General features: G+C 67.6%; 13 protein-coding genes. 11 read left to right on the top strand and 2 right to left on the bottom strand.

What is annotated here, in order from left to right:
• The first annotated feature begins 27 nt into the window (after positions 1 to 27).
• Positions 28 to 1,713, top strand: a complete 1,686-nt coding sequence (locus tag LFT46_RS06765) for a DUF885 domain-containing protein (protein WP_236821657.1) — start codon at positions 28 to 30, stop codon at positions 1,711 to 1,713.
• Between the two features lie 162 nt (positions 1,714 to 1,875).
• Complete coding sequence (locus LFT46_RS06760; protein ID WP_236821656.1) at positions 1,876 to 3,312, top strand: dicarboxylate/amino acid:cation symporter; 1,437 nt, start codon at positions 1,876 to 1,878, stop codon at positions 3,310 to 3,312.
• A gap of 80 nt (positions 3,313 to 3,392) precedes the next feature.
• On the opposite strand, the gene LFT46_RS06755 is transcribed toward LFT46_RS06760, so the two are convergent.
• The gene (locus tag LFT46_RS06755) at positions 3,393 to 3,956 is read right to left on the bottom strand and encodes a hypothetical protein (RefSeq protein WP_236821655.1); all 564 of its coding nucleotides are present in this window, start codon (positions 3,954 to 3,956) and stop codon (positions 3,393 to 3,395) included.
• A 162-nt stretch (positions 3,957 to 4,118) separates the two neighbouring features.
• Here LFT46_RS06755 and LFT46_RS06750 point away from each other — a divergent pair, with 162 nt between their 5' ends.
• The 6 genes from LFT46_RS06750 to LFT46_RS06725 all read left to right on the top strand — a co-directional run bounded on the left by LFT46_RS06750 (position 4,119) and on the right by LFT46_RS06725 (position 11,275).
• The gene (locus LFT46_RS06750) at positions 4,119 to 4,829 is read left to right on the top strand and encodes a TetR/AcrR family transcriptional regulator (protein WP_442863679.1); all 711 of its coding nucleotides are present in this window, start codon (positions 4,119 to 4,121) and stop codon (positions 4,827 to 4,829) included.
• Positions 4,830 to 4,847: 18 nt separating this feature from the next.
• Positions 4,848 to 7,370, top strand: a complete 2,523-nt coding sequence (locus tag LFT46_RS06745; protein ID WP_236821653.1) for an MMPL family transporter — start codon at positions 4,848 to 4,850, stop codon at positions 7,368 to 7,370.
• Positions 7,371 to 7,379: 9 nt separating this feature from the next.
• The gene (locus LFT46_RS06740; protein WP_236821652.1) at positions 7,380 to 8,024 is read left to right on the top strand and encodes a Maf family protein; all 645 of its coding nucleotides are present in this window, start codon (positions 7,380 to 7,382) and stop codon (positions 8,022 to 8,024) included.
• Positions 8,025 to 8,154: 130 nt separating this feature from the next.
• A complete protein-coding gene (locus LFT46_RS06735; RefSeq protein ID WP_442863678.1) occupies positions 8,155 to 9,966 on the top strand; it encodes an acetyl/propionyl/methylcrotonyl-CoA carboxylase subunit alpha in 1,812 nt (603 codons plus the stop codon).
• A gap of 17 nt (positions 9,967 to 9,983) precedes the next feature.
• Positions 9,984 to 10,421, top strand: coding sequence for a YybH family protein (locus LFT46_RS06730; protein ID WP_236801771.1), 438 nt, complete (start codon positions 9,984 to 9,986; stop codon positions 10,419 to 10,421).
• Positions 10,422 to 10,543: 122 nt separating this feature from the next.
• Entirely contained in the window at positions 10,544 to 11,275 is a 732-nt protein-coding gene (locus tag LFT46_RS06725) for a glutamine amidotransferase (protein WP_236801770.1), read from the top strand.
• Between the two features lie 152 nt (positions 11,276 to 11,427).
• Here the strand turns inward: LFT46_RS06725 and LFT46_RS06720 are convergent, their stop codons facing one another.
• Complete coding sequence (locus LFT46_RS06720; RefSeq protein ID WP_236821651.1) at positions 11,428 to 12,837, bottom strand: MFS transporter; 1,410 nt, start codon at positions 12,835 to 12,837, stop codon at positions 11,428 to 11,430.
• A 278-nt stretch (positions 12,838 to 13,115) separates the two neighbouring features.
• Here LFT46_RS06720 and LFT46_RS06715 point away from each other — a divergent pair, with 278 nt between their 5' ends.
• From LFT46_RS06715 to LFT46_RS06705, 3 genes are read left to right on the top strand one after another with little or no spacing between them, the layout of a single operon-like run.
• The gene (locus LFT46_RS06715) at positions 13,116 to 14,528 is read left to right on the top strand and encodes an MFS transporter (protein WP_236801768.1); all 1,413 of its coding nucleotides are present in this window, start codon (positions 13,116 to 13,118) and stop codon (positions 14,526 to 14,528) included.
• 1 nt (position 14,529) lies between these two features.
• Positions 14,530 to 16,749 (top strand): molybdopterin oxidoreductase family protein, encoded by a 2,220-nt coding sequence (locus LFT46_RS06710; RefSeq protein ID WP_236821650.1) that lies wholly within the window; start codon positions 14,530 to 14,532, stop codon positions 16,747 to 16,749.
• A complete protein-coding gene (locus tag LFT46_RS06705) occupies positions 16,746 to 18,305 on the top strand; it encodes an FAD-dependent oxidoreductase (RefSeq protein ID WP_236821649.1) in 1,560 nt (519 codons plus the stop codon). The genes LFT46_RS06710 and LFT46_RS06705 overlap by 4 nt, the downstream gene beginning before the upstream one ends.
• The last annotated feature ends 200 nt before the right edge of the window (positions 18,306 to 18,505 follow it).

Below are 18,505 nucleotides of genomic sequence, written 5' to 3'. Positions count from 1 at the left end.
CCCACCCTGCCCCGTTAGGCTCTGGGTGTGACTACAGACACCTCTTCCGCCGCGCGCCCGCATACCCGGATCGACGCCGTCGCGGACAACTACACAGACACCCTCATCAGGCTCAACCCGACGTTTGCCACCACCCTTGGCCTGCCCGGACATGAGACGGAGTACCAGGACTTCTCCCCCGCCGGCATCGCAGGTTTCGCAGAGGCGGCACGTGATGCCCTGGCCACGTTGGAAGGCCTGGAGCCTGAGGACGACGTGGACGCCGTCACCTTGGACGCCATGCGGGAGCGGCTGGGCCTGCAGCTCCTTATCCACGCCTCCGGGTGGGAGTACGCGGAGCTGAACAACATCGCCTCCCCGGCCCAGGACATCAGGGCCATTTTCGACCTCATGCCCACCGACACCGAGCAGGACTGGGAACACATTGCCGGGCGCGCGCACAACGTGCCTGCGGCCATCAGCGGCTACACCGAATCCCTGCGCCTGGCCAAGGACGCCGGCAGGGTGGCAGCTGCACGCCAGGTGCGGATCGTCATCGAGCAGGTGGCGAAGTACGCCGCGGCAGACGGCTTCTTCGCCAAGCTGGCGGCGCAGGCCTCCACCTCTGCCGGGCCATTGCCCGCAGCCCTGCAGGACAAGCTCGACGCCGGCGCTGACGCCGCCCGGCGTGCCTACACCGGACTGGCGGAATTCCTGCGCACCGAACTGCTCCCCGCTGCTCCCGAGAAGGACGCCGTAGGCAGGGGCCGCTACGCCCTGGCTTCCCGTTCGTTCCTGGGCGCCGAGGTGGACCTGGAGGAAACCTACGCGTGGGGCGTGCAGGAACTGGACCGCCTCATCGCCGAGCAGGAACAGGTTGCGGCAACCATCAAGGCAGGCGCCACCATCTCCGAAGCCAAGGAAATCCTCAACAACGATCCCGCCCGCCAACTGAAAGGCACCGAGGCACTGCGGGAATGGATGCAGGGCCTCTCCGACAAAGCCGTGGCCGAACTCGCCGGCGTGCACTTCGACATCCCGGACGTCATGAAGAAGCTCGAGTGCAGGATCGCCCCCACCGACGAAGGCGGCATCTACTACACCGGCCCCTCCGACGACTTCAGCCGCCCCGGCCGCATGTGGTGGTCCGTCCCCGCCGGCGAGGACACGTTCACCACCTGGGCTGAAACCACCACCGTGTACCACGAGGGCGTCCCCGGCCACCACCTCCAGGTGGCCACTGCCACCTACCGCCGCGAACTGCTGAACAAGTGGCGTCGCAACGTCTGCTGGACCTCCGGCCACGGCGAAGGCTGGGCCCTCTACGCCGAAAAGCTCATGCAGGAACTCGGTTACCTGAAAGACCCGGGCGACCACATGGGCATGCTGGACATGCAGCGCATGCGTGCAGCCCGGGTGGTCTTCGACATCGGCGTGCACCTCGAACTGGAAATCCCCGAACGCTGGGGCTCCGGCACCTGGACCGCCGACAAGGGCTACGACTTCCTCAAGGAAAACCTCCCCATCAGCGAGGGCCAACTGAACTTCGAGTTCACCCGCTACCTCGGCTGGCCTGGCCAGGCCCCCTCCTACAAAGTGGGCCAGCGCCTCTGGGAACAGATCCGCACCGAACTGGAATCACGGCCCGGGTTCGACCTCAAGGAGTTCCACACCAAGGCCCTCAACATCGGCTCCGTTGGACTCGATACCCTTCGCCGGGCGCTGCTGTCCTGACTCAATCGCGAGATGTTAAGCACACCGGCGCTGGGAATAAGTAACAAATGCCACTGTCTGCCTTACGTTCTCGCGGTTTTTCCAGATCTCGGCGCAAATCATGTACGTAACATTTCTCAATGTTGGTTCGACGTGGTATTGGATGGGGTCTAGCTTGTTCTGGTGAGCACTCAGACAAGCACCCCATCTCCCGCAGGGAAGACCGGATTCCAGCTGCCCAAATGGGCGGGCTCGTTCGGCTTCCAGATTATCGCCGCCCTTATCGTGGGCCTCGGCCTCGGACTGCTGGCCAAATACACCGGCAGCACCAAGGCCAACCCCAACGCGCTCGGCGCCACACTGCAGACCATCGGCTCAAGCTACGTGTCCCTGCTGCAGACCGCCGTCGTTCCGCTGATCTTCACCGCCGTGGTCAGCTCCATCTCCAACCTGCGCCAGGTATCGAACGCGGCCAGGCTGGCATGGAACACGCTGCTGTGGTTCGCCATCACGTCCCTGATCGCAGTGCTGATCGGCATGGGCCTGGGCGTCCTGCTGCAGCCCGGAGCCAACACCGGCATCAGCGGGGACGCCAAGTACACCGGCAAGTCCGGTGACTGGTGGGCCTTCCTCGTGGGCCTCTTCCCCAAGAACTTCCTGGGCCTGGGTGCCAGCTCCACCGTCGGCGATTCCGGCGCCGTCACCACCTCCGTCAGCTTCAACGTCCTGCAGATCCTGGTCATCGCCATCGCCGTGGGCGTCGCCGCCCTCAAGGTGGGCAAGGCTGCAGAGCCCTTCCTGAAGCTGAATGCCTCGGCCCTCGCCGTCATCCAGAAAGTCCTATGGTGGATCATCCGCATCGCACCGCTGGGCACCATCGGCCTGATCGGCAACGCCGTCGCCGTCTATGGCTGGGACACCATCGGCTCGCTCGGCAAGTTCACCGTGGCCATCTACGCAGGCCTGGTCCTGGTGCTGTTCGTGGTCTACCCCATCCTGATCCGCAGCCACGGCCTGTCCATCAGGCAGTACTTCTCCGGCGTATGGCCCGCCGTCCAGCTGGCCTTCGTATCCCGCTCCTCCGTGGGAACCCTGCCGCTCACCCAGCGCGTGACCGAGCGCAGCCTGGGCGTCCCCCGCGCCTACGCTTCCTTCGCCGTGCCGCTGGGCGCCACCACCAAGATGGATGGCTGCGCGGCCATCTACCCTGCCGTGTCGGCCATCTTCGTGGCCCAGTTCTTCGGCATCCACCTGGACTTCAGCCAGTACCTGCTGATCGCCCTGGTCTCGGTCCTCGGATCCGCAGCAACCGCCGGCACCACCGGCGCCGTGGTGATGCTCACCCTTACGCTCTCCACGCTGGGACTGCCGCTGGCCGGCGTCGGACTCCTGCTCGCCATCGACCCGATCCTGGACATGGGCCGCACCGCTGTGAACGTTGCAGGCCAGGCGCTGGTCCCCACCATCGTGGCCAAGCGACAGGGCATCCTGGATGAGTCGCTGTACAACGCGCCCCGCAACGGCACGCCGTTTGTGGACGACAGCGACGCCGTGGCCGCCGCGACCGACGGCACCACTGCTGACACCGCACCCCGCGAACTGCAGGATGCAAAGGCGTAACGGGCACCAGATATAGAAGAGCGTCCCCGGGAGATTACCCGGGGACGCTCTTTTGGGTTAAGGACTCCCAGCACGCTGGGTTAGCGGCCGCCGCCCCCGATTACTCCGCTCTGGACAGCCTTGGTCACCGCGTCCGCCTCGGCCTGTGTCAGCTTCCCGTCCGTGACCGCCTTGTCCAGCCGGCTCTTGAGCTCAGCGGCATGCTCGGACTGCTCCTCGCTGCGGATCTCCTGGAGGGCCGCTGTCACCTTCGCCTCATCAATGCCCAGCGATGTGGCAAGGGACTTGGCGAGCGCAGCCTCGCGGGCAGCCGCATCCGGCTTCTGCCCCTCAGCCGGCGGCGTGCTGGGCTTGTTGGCCTCGCGGAAGGTTTTCAGGGCTTCCTTCACCTTGGCTTCGTCCACGCCGAGCTTCGCAGCCAGCGTGGAGGCCTGCTCCAAGCCGTGGCCGCCGCGTCCGCCGCGCCTGCCCATCCCGTCCTGGGCAGCACCGGTGCTTCCGTCAGCCGAAGCGCTGGAACTCGAGCTGGGCGTGGGAGTGGGCGTCGTAGTGGTGGCAGAGGCCATTCCGGCAACGCCGATTCCGGCACCGAGCGCCAGCGCGGCGGCTGACAGGCCCAAGGTCATCTTCTTCGTGCGTTTCATCTTTTGTCTCCTGATTCGCCGTCGCGTGACGGCTGCTGGTGGTACGCCTCTTGGCGAGACACACCAAGCTTCACTGGCCAGGATCAGGAGGGGCTGTTCGGAACCTTTCGTTCTCCTGTGAATCCAGTTGGACCTTCAGTCCTCGGGAGTCTCACAACTTGCATGCAGTGCAAAGTTGCACGTAGTGTAAGGGCTGTGGCAACACCCCTTTCTTCGCCAGGCGCTGAGCCGGCTACCCCATCGCGCCGGGAGCTCAACAAGGCAGCCACGCGCCAGGCCATCACGGACGCCGCGCTGGGACTTCTTCGTTCCAAGGGCCCCGGCAACTTTACGGTGGAGGACATCGCCGACGCCGCGGGCATTTCACGCCGCACCTTCTTCAACTACTTCAGCAGCACCGACGCCGCCCTGGCGTCCATCGTCCACGGCTTCCTGGACAAGGCCATACAGATTCTGCGCCTCCGCCCGGCAGAGGAACCCATGCTCGAGTCGGCGCAGGCCGCACTGGTGGCCCTGGCCGACCCCAAGGCCATAGCACCGCTGGCGGAACTGTTCACGCTGACGCAGCAAAGCCCGCTGATGTCCTACCCCGAACTCGAGGCATGGGACTACTGCCGGACCCAGGTCTTCACGGTCGCCCGGGAACGCCTCGCCGGTACCCCCGGCGGACAGGACGAGCTGTACGTCCACGCCTTGGCCGGCTCCATCATCTCCTGCGGCAAGGCAGCCATGGAGGTCTGGTTCAGCCGCCGCGGCCCGGACTTATCCCCCGCTTCGCTGGACGAGCTCCGCCAGCTGCTCATCGACTCCATGGCCCTGCTGGGCGCAGGCTTCAACACCACTGCTTTCCCATCCGCAACCCGTTCCTCCTGATCAGATCGGCTCTCCCGCATGGCACTCCTCCTCTACCGCCTCGGCAAGTTCTCCTACCGCCGGCGCTGGCTTGTCATCTCGCTTTGGCTTGCCGTGCTGGTGGCCGTGGGCGGTTCGGCCGCGGCCTTCCACGGCACCCTGTCCAACAACTTCCAGATTCCCGGAACCGAAACCCAGCGGATCGCGGACAAGCTCAAGCAGGAGCTGCCCTCGGCGTCCGGCGGAAGCGCCACCATCGTCTTCGAAGCGCCCGACGGCGGCTTCACAGCGGAGAGCCGGGCGGCCGTAACGGACGCACTGAAGAAGCTCCAGACCCTCCCCGAAGTCCGCGGCACGGTGGATCCGTTCGCTACCCAGGCCCAGGTGGACCAGGCCGGCAAGGCCATCACCGACGGCGAACAGCAGCTGGCCGCCGGCCAGGCCCAGCTTGACGCCTCCCGGACACAGCTGGAGGCCGGCAAGGCGCAGCTTGCGGCCGCCGAGCAGCAGCTCACCGCGGCGGGAGCGCCGGCAGCACTGATTGAGGCCCAGCTGGGCCAGCAGAAGGCGGCGCTGGCGGCCGGGCAGGCCAAGCTCGACGCCGGCACCCAGGAACTGGAGGCCAATAAGGCCAAGCTGGAACTCGGCAAGCGCCAGGCCCAGGCAGCCTCCGCGATCCGCTTCGTTTCCGAGGACAACAAGGCGGCCGTGGCCCAGGTGCAGTTCAACACGTCCATCAACGGACTGGCCCCAACGGTCCGCAAGCAGGTGCAGCAGATCGCCCACGAAACCTCCTCGGCCGGCGTGACGGCATTCGCGAGCAAGGAGATCACCGAGGACATCTCGGCCCTCTTCGGTACCGCGGAAATCGTCGGCATCGCAGTGGCCGCATTGGTCCTCATCCTCATGCTGGGAACGCTGATTGCCGCCGGGCTTCCGCTGTTGATGGCCATCATGGGCGTCGGCGTGGGTGTCGGCATTACGTTCGCGCTCTCGGGCCTGTTCGACATGAGCTCCATCTCCCCCATGCTGGCCCTCATGCTGGGCCTCGCCGTGGGCATCGACTACTCCCTGTTCATCGTCAACCGGCACCGGACCCAGCTCCTGGCTGGCATGGACCCTGAAGAGTCCGTGGCCCGGGCCAACGGCACATCCGGCAACGCGGTGGTCTTCGCCGGCCTCACGGTGATCATCGCCCTCGCAGCCCTGGTGGTTCCCGGCCTGCCGTTCCTCACCGTCATGGGCCTTTCAGCAGCCGGAACCGTGGCCGTTGCGGTCCTGGTCGCCATCACCCTGACCCCCGCCATGCTGTCCCTGATCGGCCGGCGCATCATCTCCAAGCGGGCCTGGGCCAAGTCGGAGGCCCACAACGCTGAACCGGGCCACGAAGCCAGCGACCTTGCGCTCGACCGCGAACGCAGCACCCACGGTTGGGGCGGCCTGGTCACCAAGCACCCGTGGGTGGCGCTTATTGCCGGCGTCCTCCTGCTGGGCACCCTCGCCCTGCCAGCTACCCAGCTGCAGCTGGCCCTGCCCGACGGCGGCTCCGAACCCGTGGAGTCCGAGGCCTACCAGGCCTACGACCTGACCGCGCGCAGCTTCGGTGAAGGCGTCACCGGACCCATCGTGGCGGTGGGCGAGTTCCCCGCAAACCTGGACGCAACCCAGGCGCAGAAGCTGCAGTATGACATCGCGGACAAGCTCCGTGCCGTGGACAACGTGGTGGCCGCCGTGCCGGTGGCGCTCAGCGAAGACCGCCGCACCGCCGTGTTCCAGGTCATCCCGAAGGAGGGCCCGGCCAGCGCCAGTACGGTCAAGGTAGTCTCCGAACTGCGCGGGCTCAACGGCGACATCAAGGCCGACTACGACGTCGCCATGGGCCTGACCGGGCAGACCGCCGGCAACGTGGACGTCTCCACGAAGCTTGGTGACGCCCTGCCGCCTTACCTGGCGATCGTCGTCGGCCTTTCCCTGGTCCTGCTGCTGCTGGTGTTCCGCTCCATCGTGGTGCCGCTGCTGGCCACGGGCGGCTTCCTGCTGTCCCTTTCGGCGGCCTTCGGCGCCGTGGTGGCCGTGTACCAGTGGGGCTGGCTGGGGAACGTCTTCGACGTGGCCAACCCCGGGGCGGTGCTCAGCTTCCTGCCCATCATCCTGATCGGCGTGCTGTTCGGCCTGGCCATGGACTACCAGGTGTTCATCGCCTCCGGCATGCGCGAGGCCTACATGCACGGATCATCCGCCAAGGAGGCAGTCCGTGTGGGCTTCCGGCACGCGGCAGCTGTGGTTACGGCCGCGGCGATCATCATGGTGAGCGTGTTCTCCGGCTTCATCTTCAGCCACCTCACCATGGTCCGGCCGCTGGGCTTCGCGATGGCCTTCGGCGTCCTGTTCGACGCCTTCGTGGTCCGCATGACCATCGTCCCGGCCGTGATGTACCTGCTGGGCGCCAGGTCCTGGTGGCTGCCGCGCTGGCTGGACCGGATCCTGCCGGACGTTGACGTGGAGGGCGCCAAGCTCAACCGCGGCCAGGCTGCACCGGTTGCCGGCGAGCTGGTCCACTAGGCTGAAGCCGTGCTCCATCTGATCCTCGCCTCCCAGTCCCCCGCCCGCACCAAGCTCCTGGCCGAGGCCGGTATCCGGCACACCGTGCTGGTGTCCGACGTCGACGAAGCCGCCGTCCAGGAACGGTATGGTGTCACCGACCCGCATGACACCGCGCTGCTGCTGGCCCGGGCGAAGGCTGAGGCCGTGGCGTCGCTGCCGGAGGCGGAAGGTGCGCTGGTGCTGGGCTGCGACTCCGTCTTCGAGTTCGACGGCGAGGCCCACGGCAAGCCCTACACCGCCGACGTCGCCCGCGAGCGGATGCTGCGGATGAGCGGCAGGGCGGGCGTGCTGCACACGGGCCACTGGCTGGTGGACTGCAGGGACACGGACGACGACGGCAACGGCGGCCGCGGCTCGGGCGCCACGCTCGGGGCGGTCGCCTCCGCCGAAGTTTCCTTCCTGGACATGGAACCGGCAGAGATCGACGCCTACATCGCCACCGGTGAACCGCTGCACTGTGCGGGTTCCTTCACTATCGACGGCCTGGGCGGGGCCTTTATCCGGAAGGTCGACGGCGACCCGCACGCCGTCGTCGGCCTTTCCGTCTCCACCCTGCGCGGGCTGCTCGCTGCCGCCAATGTGCGGATCACGGACCTCTGGCCGCCGCGCTAAGACCGGCGGTTTTCAGACCTCCTTGTAGCTTCCCTACAAAGGAAGGCTGCTGCACACGCGGATTCCGCAAGTAATATCGGCGGAACCCTCAAAACCGCGCTAGGCTCCCTGAAGGAAAGAAGGAGACGCCTTGTCAGCAAATTTGGAGCAGTCCGCAGGAACCACGCAGCCGAGCCTCACAAAGGTGCTGATCGCCAACCGCGGCGAAATCGCCGTGCGCATTATCCGGGCGGCCCGGGACGAAGGCCTCGCCTCCGTCGCCGTCTACGCTGACCCGGACCGCGATGCCCTGCATGTCCGGCTCGCTGACGAGGCCTATGCCTTGGGCGGCACCACCGCCGCCGAGTCCTACCTGGTGATGGACAAGATCATCGAGGCCGCCCGCCAGTCCGGCGCCGACGCCATCCACCCCGGCTACGGCTTCCTGGCGGAAAACGCCCAGTTCGCCGCCCGGGTGATCGAGGCCGGCATCACCTGGATCGGCCCCTCCCCCGAGGCGATCTCCGCCTTGGGCGACAAAGTCCAGGCCCGGCACATCGCCGAAAAGGTGGGTGCCCCGCTGGTGCCCGGCACGGCCGATCCCGTTGAGTCCGCGCAGGAGGTCCTGGACTTCGTTGACCAGCACGGCCTGCCCGTGGCCATCAAGGCCGCTTTCGGCGGCGGCGGGCGCGGCATCAAGGTGGCCCGTACCCGGGAAGAAATCCCCGAACTGTACGAGTCCGCCGTCCGCGAGGCCACGGCAGCCTTCGGCCGCGGCGAATGCTTCATCGAGCGCTTCCTGGACGCCCCGCGCCATGTGGAGACCCAGTGCCTGGCCGATTCGCACGGCAACGTCGTGGTGGTGTCCACCCGCGACTGCTCGCTCCAGCGGCGAAACCAGAAACTCGTGGAGGAGGCCCCGGCCCCGTTCCTCACTGAGGACCAGAACCGCAAGCTGTACGAATCGTCCAAGGCCATCCTGAAAGAGGCCGGCTACCTGGGCGCAGGCACCTGCGAATTCCTGGTTGGCCAGGATGGAACCATTTCCTTCCTTGAGGTCAACACCCGCCTCCAGGTGGAGCACTGCGTCTCCGAGGAAGTGACCGGCATCGACCTGGTCCGCGAGCAGTTTCGGCTGGCCCGCGGCGAGGAACTGGGCTACGGCGACCCCGAGGTGCGCGGCCACTCCATCGAATTCCGCATCACCGGTGAGGACCCGGGCCGGAACTTCCTGCCCGCCCCCGGCACCCTCCGCGTCCTGAAAAACCCCACCGGCCCCGGTGTCCGCGTGGACTCCGGCGTGGAGCAGGGCGACGTGATCAGCGGAAACTTCGATTCCATGCTGTCCAAGCTCATCATCACCGGCGCCAGCCGCCCGCAGGCCCTGCAGCGTGCCCGCCGCGCCCTGGAGGAGATGGTGGTGGAGGGCATCCCCACCGTCATCCCGTTCGACCTCGCTGTCGTCTCGGACCCTGCGTTCGCACCCGCCGAAGGCCCCTTCAAGGTCCACACCCGGTGGATCGAAACCGAATTCAGCAACAACCTGCCCGCATGGACCCCTGAGGGGACCGTTGACGGCGAAGGCTCCGGCGAAGACCGCCAGCGCGTGGTGGTGGAGGTAGGCGGCAAGCGCCTTGAGGTGGTCCTTCCCGCGTCCCTGGGGACGCCGGGAACGGCAGCGGCTGCGACGGGCAAGCCGGGCAAGTCCAAGAAGCGCTCCCGCTCTGCTGGTCCCGCCGCCGCCACCGGCAATGCGCTGACCTCCCCCATGCAGGGAACCATTGTGAAGGTGGCTGTGACGCACGGCGACGTGGTGTCCGAAGGCGACCTGGTGGTGGTCCTCGAGGCCATGAAGATGGAGCAGCCGCTCACCGCACACCGTTCCGGCACCATCACGGGCCTGACCGCAACGGCCGGCGAGACGGTGTCCGCGGGCGCCATCATCGCCACCATCGAGGACTAGAAGGCGGCCCGGGAGCCATGCTCGCACCAAGTTTCCAGGAAGAAGTGGACCGCTACCACCAAGCGGTTCCCGAGATCACCCGCGGCAATGCGGCTCCAATCAAGGAACTGTACTCCCGGCTGGATGACGTCACGCTGGCAAACCCGTTCGGCGGGATCGCCCGCGGCTGGGCCCAGGTGGAAGCCCGGTTGGACCAGGCGGCACGCCAGTTCCGCGACGGCGAGATGCTGGGCTTCGACACCGTGACCTCCTACACGGCGCGCGACACTGCCTACCTGGTGGAGACAGAGCATTTCCGGGCACGGCTGGACGGGGCTGCAGCCACGGAGGAGTTCGCCCTGCGCGTGACCAGCATCTTCCGGCGCGAGGAGGGCTACTGGAAGCTGCTGCACCGCCACGCGGACCCGGCGGCCCGGCCCCAGTCCCGCCGGTCGCTGACGCAACCGCCGGCCTGAGCCCGCATCTAACCTGGGCCGGCACATAGCCTGAACGCAAACAGCCCGACCCGGCGGGTGCAGTCCTGGTGCCGGCAGGCGTGGTGCTGGCAGGTGCAGCCGCCAGGATGCAGACTTTACTCATGCTGCCTTTCCTGCTCCTGGCCTCCCGTGCGGAGGATGCCGCCGCGGAGGATGAGTACGCCGCCTACCTGAGGTACGGCGGGCTTGAAGAACGGGAACTGGTCCGCGTCCGGCTCGAAGCCGCTCCCCTGCCCTCGCTGGACCTTTCAAAGTACTCCGGCGTGATCGTCGGCGGCAGCCCCTTCACCTCCAGCGACCCGCCGGAGCACAAGAGCCCTGTCCAGCACCGCGTGGAGCAGGAGTTGGCAGCGCTCCTGGACCAGCTGGTGGACCTTGACTTCCCGTTCCTCGGCGCCTGCTACGGAGTCGGCACGCTCGGGAGCCACCAGGGCGCCGTGATCGACCGGACCTACGGCGAGCCGCTGGGCGCGGTGCAGGTGGAACTGACTGAGGAGGGACTGCAGGACCCCATCCTGCAGGGAATGCCCCAAACCTTCACAGCCTTCACCGGGCACAAGGAAGCTGTCAGCTCGCTGCCCCCGCACGCTGTGCTGCTGGCGCGGGCGGCCTCCTGCCCCGTCCACATGTTCCGCGTCAAGACCAACCTTTACGCCACCCAGTTCCACCCGGAGCTGGACACCGACGGGCTGGTGACCCGGATCGACATCTACCGGCATGCCGGCTACTTCCCGCCGGAGTCCGCGGAGGAACTCATGGCGGCGGCACGGCAATTCACCGTCACCGAGCCCATGGCCGTGCTGAAGAACTTCGTGGCCCGCTACGCCCGCTGAGCCCCAACCTCCCAAGCCGCGGCAGCCCGCCGTCGTGCGTTCCTGCCCGGTTACCTCCGGCACTTAAGGCAGATGCCCGGCACCAACCCCGTTATTGCGGGGGCGGGGCCGGGCATCTCAGCCACTAACCGGGCCGGACTGCACCCAGGGCGTCAGGCCACGTTGTTCTCGTAGTCCACGTCCCGGGTTTCGCGGGTGAGGAACAGCGCGATCAAGGTGAGCACCGCCATCGAGGTCAGGTAGACCCCGACCAGGACCGGGCTGCCCTTGGCAGCTTCCCAGAGGGCCACCGCGATGAACGGCGCCACTGCTGCACCCAGGATGCTGGAGAAGTTGTAGCTGATGGCGGATCCGGTGTACCGCACGTTGGTGGGGAACAGTTCGGGCAGCAGCGCCCCCATCGGGCCGAAGGTGAGGCCCATGAGCGAGAACCCGAGGATCAGCAGGCCCATGGTGCCCACGAAGCCGCCGCTGAACAGCGGAACGAACAGCAGGCCGAAGACGAAGATCCCGGCAGTGACTGCGAGGAGCATCTTGCGGCGGCCGAACTTTTCCGCCAGCGGTCCGGAGACAAGGGTGAAGATGCCGAAGAAGACGACGCCGGCAATCAGCATCCAGAGGAAGTCGTTGCGGCTGTAGCCAAGGCCGGGGACGAACGCGGCGGCGGCGGCTTCGCTCATCGGTTTGCCGGCCTTTTCGGCTGCGGCCTTGGCGCCTTCCAGGGTTGGCTTGGTGCCGTAGGTGAGCGTGAACGTTGTCATCAGGTAGAAGAGCACGTAGGTGGCCAGCATGATGAAGGTACCCAGGATCAGCTGGCGCCAGCTGGTCTTGAAGACGCGGCCCAGCGGCAGCTTGGCGACCTCGTTGGACTCCAGGACCTTGGTGAAGGCCGGGGTTTCGATCAGCTTGAGGCGGACGTACAGGCCGATGATGACCATGACGGCGCTGAGCAGGAACGGCACGCGCCAGCCCCATGCCGCGAAGGCCTCCGGCGCCAGGGTGTAGCTTGCCACCAGGAAGATGACGTTGGCGATGATGAAGCCGATCGGGGCGCCGAGCTGCGGGAAGGTGCCGTAGATGGCGCGCTTGTTGGCGGGAGCATTTTCGGTGGCCAGCAGCGCGGCCCCGCTCCATTCGCCGCCGAGCGCCAGGCCCTGGGCGAAGCGCATGACCACCAGCAGGGCCGGCGCCAGGAACTCCCAGCCCGGAACCAGCGCGGTGGGAAGGCAGCCGATGAGGAACGTGGCGATACCCATGGTCAGCAGCGAAGCCACCAGCGTGCCCTTGCGGCCAAACTTGTCACCGAAGTGCCCGAAGATGATGGAGCCGAGGGGGCGGGCGATGAAGGCCACGCCAAACACGGCAAAGGAGCTCAGCAGCTGCGTGGTTTCGTTCGCGCTGGGGAAAAAGAGCTTCGGGAAGACGAGGACGGCGGCGGTGGCGTAGACGTAGAAGTCGTAAAACTCCACTGTGGTGCCGATCAGGCTGGCCACGATGACGCGGCCGCGGGAGTTCACCGGCTGGTGTGCACCTGGCAGCGCGGTGGTATCGGTGGATGACATAGGTAAGCGCTTTCGTGAGACCGGCCGGGCACAGGCAGGACTGCCACCCGGCTCGAATAGTTAGAGTTCGATCTTACTTGCCTCCGTCCAGTCAATGGACGAAACGTCCAGCATCCGGACGGGTGTTGTCCGTCTCACAATCCGGCTGTTCCCCGGCGCCTCACGCCGCCTGACTGTGCCGGATAGGCAAAAGTCACAGCGCGTTAACACACATCGACTGTCCACGAAACGAGCCATCCCTAGGTTTGAGGAAACCCCATCCCCGAAGGAGGTAAACCGTGACTGTTGACCGCACTGTCGAAACCGGCGTACAGCCCGGCCCTGCCCGCGCCACAGACTCACCTGCCCTTGAATTCCGCCCCGGCCGCTGGATCGCCAACTGGGATGCGGAGAACAAGGAGCAGTGGGAAACCGCGGGCCGCGCCATCGCACGCCGGAACCTGAACTGGTCCATCTTCGCCGAGTTCCTGGGCTTCGTGGTCTGGCAGCTCTGGTCCATCGTGGTGGTCCAGCTTCCCGCCGCCGGCTTCACCTTCTCCACGTCGGAGATCTTTTGGCTCATCTCCATGCCCAGCCTGGTGGGCGCCACGCTCCGCATTCCCTACACGTTCATGGTCCCCCGCTTCGGCGGCCGGAACTGGACCATTGTGTCCGCCCTGCTGCTCCTGATCCCCTCCACCGGGCTGGCCCTCTGCGTCTCCAACCCGGAGACCCCATTCGGCGTCATGCTCCTTGTGGCGGCCCTGGCCGGCTTCGGCGGCGGAAACTTTGCCAGCTCCATGGCCAACATCACCTTCTTCTACCCGGCCCGGGAAAAGGGCTGGGCGCTGGGCTTGAACGCCGCGGGCGGAAACCTCGGTGCCGCCGTCGCACAGCTTGCCGTTCCCATTGTGATCACCCTGCTGGCCGCCGGCACCGTGAACCTTCCCATGGCCGGCTGGATGTGGGTTCCCTTCATCCTGCTGGCAGCCTTTGGGGCCTTCAAATACATGAACAACCTCACCAGCGCCAAGGGCGACGTGGCCGGATCGGTGGCGGCGCTCAAGGAACCGCACCTGTGGATCATGGCGCTGCTGTACATCGGGACGTTTGGTTCCTTCATCGGTTTCGCCGGCGTGTTCCCCAAGCTGATCAAGGACTACTTCCCCGGGTTCTCCACCATCGGCGTGGGAACCGTGGCCCTCTCGCTCGCCTTCCTGGGCCCCCTGGTGGGCTCGCTGGCCCGCCCCTACGGCGGACGCATGGCGGACCGCATGGGCGGAGCCCGGATGACCGTTTCGGCCTTCGCCGCCATGGCCGTAATCACGCTGACCATGGTCTGGACGCTGCCGCTGAAGAACTTCCTGCTCTTCCTGGTCCTGTTCCTGATGCTGTTCACTGCCAGCGGCTTCGGCAACGGCGCCACCTACCGGATGATTCCGGTCATCTTCGCCACCTCCAGCCGGGCCGCGCGCAAGGGCGCAAGCTCCGTGGCCACGCAGCGGCTGGCGTCCTCTGCCCTCGGCCTGATCTCCGCTATCGGGGCCTACGGCGGCTTCGTCATCCCCCAGGTCCTGAACGCCTCCAGCAGCGCCAGCGGTTCCTACACCCCCGCCTTCTACGGGTTCGTCGGCGCGTATGTCCTGATGCTGGTGGTCTGCTGGGCCTGCTACATCCGCAAGGCGGGCCGGAACGCGATGGGACACATCTAGCATGCCCGCAAGCGCCGACACGCACTGCCCCTACTGCGCCCTGCAGTGCGCCATGACGCTCACGCCCACCGCGGGCCTGGCACCGGCTGCCCAACCGGGGCCGGGCCCCGCGCCGGCACCCCGTTCCACGCCCGGGCCTGCATCCAACCCGGCACCTGCCCTGGAGGTTGCCGGCCGGGACTTCCCCACCAACCGCGGCGGCCTGTGCCGCAAGGGCTGGACCTCGCCGTCGCTGCTGAACCACGCGGGCAGGATCACTGAGCCCCTGCTGAAGGGTCCCGACGGCGTGCACCGCCCCATCGGCTGGGACCACGCCCTGGACCTCGCGGCCCGGGCAGTGAAGGACGCCTGCGCCCGGTACGGTGCGGACGCCGTGGGCGTGTTCGGCGGCGGTGGACTCACCAACGAGAAGGCCTACATGCTGGGCAAGTTCGCCCGGCTGGCCCTCGGCACGTCCCGCATCGACTACAACGGCAGGTTCTGCATGTCCTCCGCGGCGGCTGCCGGGATGCGGGCCTTCGGCGTGGACCGCGGCCTGCCCTTCCCGGTCGAGGCGCTGGACACCGCCAGCACCATCCTGCTGCTCGGTTCGAACGTTGCCGAGACCATGCCGCCGTTCGTGCAGCACCTCAAGGGCGCCCGCGACGCCGGCGGATTGGTCGTGGTGGATCCACGCCGTTCCGCCACCGCAGCCTTCACGGCAGATGGCGGCGGACTCCACCTCCAGCCGCTGCCCGGCACAGACCTCACCCTGCTGCTCGGCCTCTCCCACGTGGTCATCCACGAGAACCTCGTGGACAGCGCCTACGTCCAGGAGCGCACTTCCGGCTACAGCGCCGTGGTCCGCAGCGTCAACGCCTTCTGGCCCGAACGCGTCCAGTCGATCACCGGCGTCCCGGCGGAGCTGATCCGGCTGACGGCCCGCATGCTTGCGGCCGGAGCCCGGGCGGGCGGGAGCTACATCCTCACGGGCCGCGGGGTGGAACAGCATGTCGACGGCACCGACACCGCCACCGCCGCCATCAACCTCAGCCTCCTGCTGGGCCTGCCCGGGTCCGCCCGCAGCGGCTACGGCACCCTCACCGGCCAGGGCAATGGCCAGGGCGGCCGCGAACACGGCCAGAAGGCGGACCAGCTTCCGGGCTACCGCAAAATCACCGACCCTGCCGCCCGCGCGCACGTCGCCGCCGTCTGGGGTGTCCCCGAGGACCTGATCCCCGGCCCCGGCCTGCCGGCCGTGCAGCTGCTGAAGTCATTGGGAAAGCCCGACGGCGTCCGGTGCCTCTTCGTCCATGCCTCCAACATTGCGGTGGCGGCACCCGATGCGAATGCCGTGATCGCTGGGCTGCGCAGCCTGGACTTCCTGGTGGTCTGCGACTTCCTCCTGTCCGAAACCGCCGCGGAAGCGGACCTGATCCTGCCCGTGCTGCAGTGGGCCGAAGAGGACGGCACCCTGACCAACTTGGAAGGACGCGTGCTGCGCCGCCGTCGCGCCGTCTCCCCGCCCCCCGGCGCCCGGAGCGAACTGTGGATCATGGCCCGCCTGGCCGAGCGGTTGGACGCACCCTCCACCTACAGCGAGGACCCGGAGACGGTCTTCGAGGAGCTGCGGCTCGCCTCCGCCGGTGGCCTCGCTGATTATTCAGGCATCGACTACGCCATGCTGGACCGCGGCGAGCCCGCCTACTGGCCGTACCCGGCCGGCAGTTCCGGAACGCCGCGGCTGTTCACCGACCGCTTTGCGCACCCCGACGGCAAGGCGCAGCTGGTCCCGGTGGCGCCGCGCCGCCGTCGTACGCCCGCTGTCAGCCCCGGACCCGCTGCAAAGGAAATGACCCTCATCACCGGCCGGCTCCTGGAGCACTACCAGTCCGGTGCCCAGACCCGGCGCGTGGCGGAGCTCCTCGCCGCCCAGCCCGAGGCGAAAGTGCAGCTCCACCCCGCGGCAGCGGAAGCGATGGCCATCGCCGAGGGATCATTGGTCTCCGTGGCCAACAGCCGCGGCGAGGTGGTGTGCCGGGCGGAGCTGAGCACGGCAATCCGCCCCGAGACGGTTTTCCTGCCCTTCCATTTTCCGGGTTCCGAAAGCGCCAACCGGCTGACCGAAGCGGCCACCGATCCCGTCTCCGGAATGCCCGAATTCAAGTTCAACACCGTGTGGGTCCGGCCGGTGGCCGCACCCGATTCCGCCCGCATGCTGCAAACGACGGAGGCCTCATGAGCGAGCAGATTGTCATCGTGGGATTCGGCCCCGTAGCCGCCAGGCTGGTGGATGAGCTGCTGCCCGCCGTGCGCGGAGGCCGGATCCGGCTCACGGTGGTGGGCGCGGAAGCCGATGCCGCCTACAACCGCGTGCTCGTGGCGGATCTCGGGGTCGGCCGGACCACTGCAGACGCCCTGGCACTTGCTGACGCGGCCGGGCTGGCCGAGGAGGGCGTGGACGTCCGCCTGGGCATGCGGGTGAAGCGCGTGGACCGGGCGCGGCAGCAGGTCCTGCTCTCGGACGGGTTCATGGTCCACTACGACCGGCTGGTCTTCGCCACCGGGTCCCGCCCGGTGATCCCCAACCTCACCGGCATCAACCCGGATCCCGCTACCCCGGTCCTTCCCGCGGGCGTTACGGCGCTGCGGGACCTGAGCGACGCCGCTGTGCTGCGGAAGGCGGTGGACGGCGGCAAGCGGGTGGTGGTGCTGGGCGGCGGGGTGCTGGGGCTGGAAACGGCGTTGGCAGCGGCGGAGGAGGGCGCCACCGTGACGGTGGTCCACAACGGCCCGCACCCGCTGGGCAGGAGCATCGACCGCGGCGGCGGAGCGGTCCTTGCCGCGGGGCTGCGGCGGTGCGGCGTACGGGTGGCCGCCAACGCACGTTCCACGGGGGTGGAGCACAACGGGCCCGACGGCGGCTTCTCGGCTTTGCTGCTCGATGACGGGTCCGCGATTGACGGCGACCTCCTGGTCATTTCGTGCGGTGTCCGTCCCCGGACCGAACTGGCCGAAGGATGCGGGCTGTCCACCGGTACCGGCATCCTGGTGGACCACCGGTTGCGGGCGCACCACGAACCGCACATTTTTGCCATCGGCGACTGCGCCGAGGTCCGCTGCCCGGACCCGGGCTGCGCGGGGTGCCGCAATGCCAAGGGTCCGTCGGGGCTGGTGGGGCCGGGCTGGCGGCAGGCAGAGTGGCTGGCCGGCTACCTCACCCTGCTGGCCGAAGGGGCAGCCGCGGAAGCCGAGCTGCTGCCCGCCCTGCCGCCGGAGCAGCCCGGCGTGGTGGTCTTGAAGGCCCGTGGAATGAACATGGCCGTGGCCGGCGACAACTCCGCCGATCCCTGGGACGAGGAGATTCTCACGGCCGGGGCAGCCACCGGCCGGCCCCGCCTGCAGGTCTCGCAGTGGGCAGATCCGGAGCACGGCCGGTACGTCAAAATGACCACGCGTGGGGGCGTCCTGGAAGGACTGGTGGCAGTGGGCATGCCGAGGACGGCTGCCGAGCTGGTGGGGCTCTTTGAACGTGGGGCTGAACTGCCCGCGGACCGGTCGCTGCTCCTCCGCCTGGACGGTCCGGACCAGCTGCCGGGCGCCGGCCCGGTGGATCCCGCCGGAACCGTGTGCCGGTGTGCCGGCGTGAGCGGGGCTGCCATTACGGCTGCGGTCTCCGATGGCTGTGCCACTGTTGCGGAGGTTTCGAAGGCCACCCGCGCGGGCACCGGCTGCGGCGGCTGCCACGAGGACATCAAGGGCCTTATCGAACGGCACTTCTCCCCAGCCTTGCCCTAACCTCGCAAGCTCGGTCAGGGAACCCGGCGGCCGTGGCCCCACCCAGCCTTGCCCTAACCTCGCAAGCTCGGTCAGGGAACCATAGTTGACGGCGCATGAACATGGCGGCGAAGGTAAAGGCACCACCATTGATTGGGCGGTGTTCCGGCATCCGCCCGTCCGTGACATTGAGTCGCGGCAGTTCACGACGAAAGGACACT

Source organism: Arthrobacter sp. FW306-07-I (genome assembly GCF_021800405.1).
In the GTDB taxonomy this organism is placed as follows: domain Bacteria; phylum Actinomycetota; class Actinomycetes; order Actinomycetales; family Micrococcaceae; genus Arthrobacter.
This window is presented reverse-complemented; position numbering and strand designations above follow the sequence as displayed.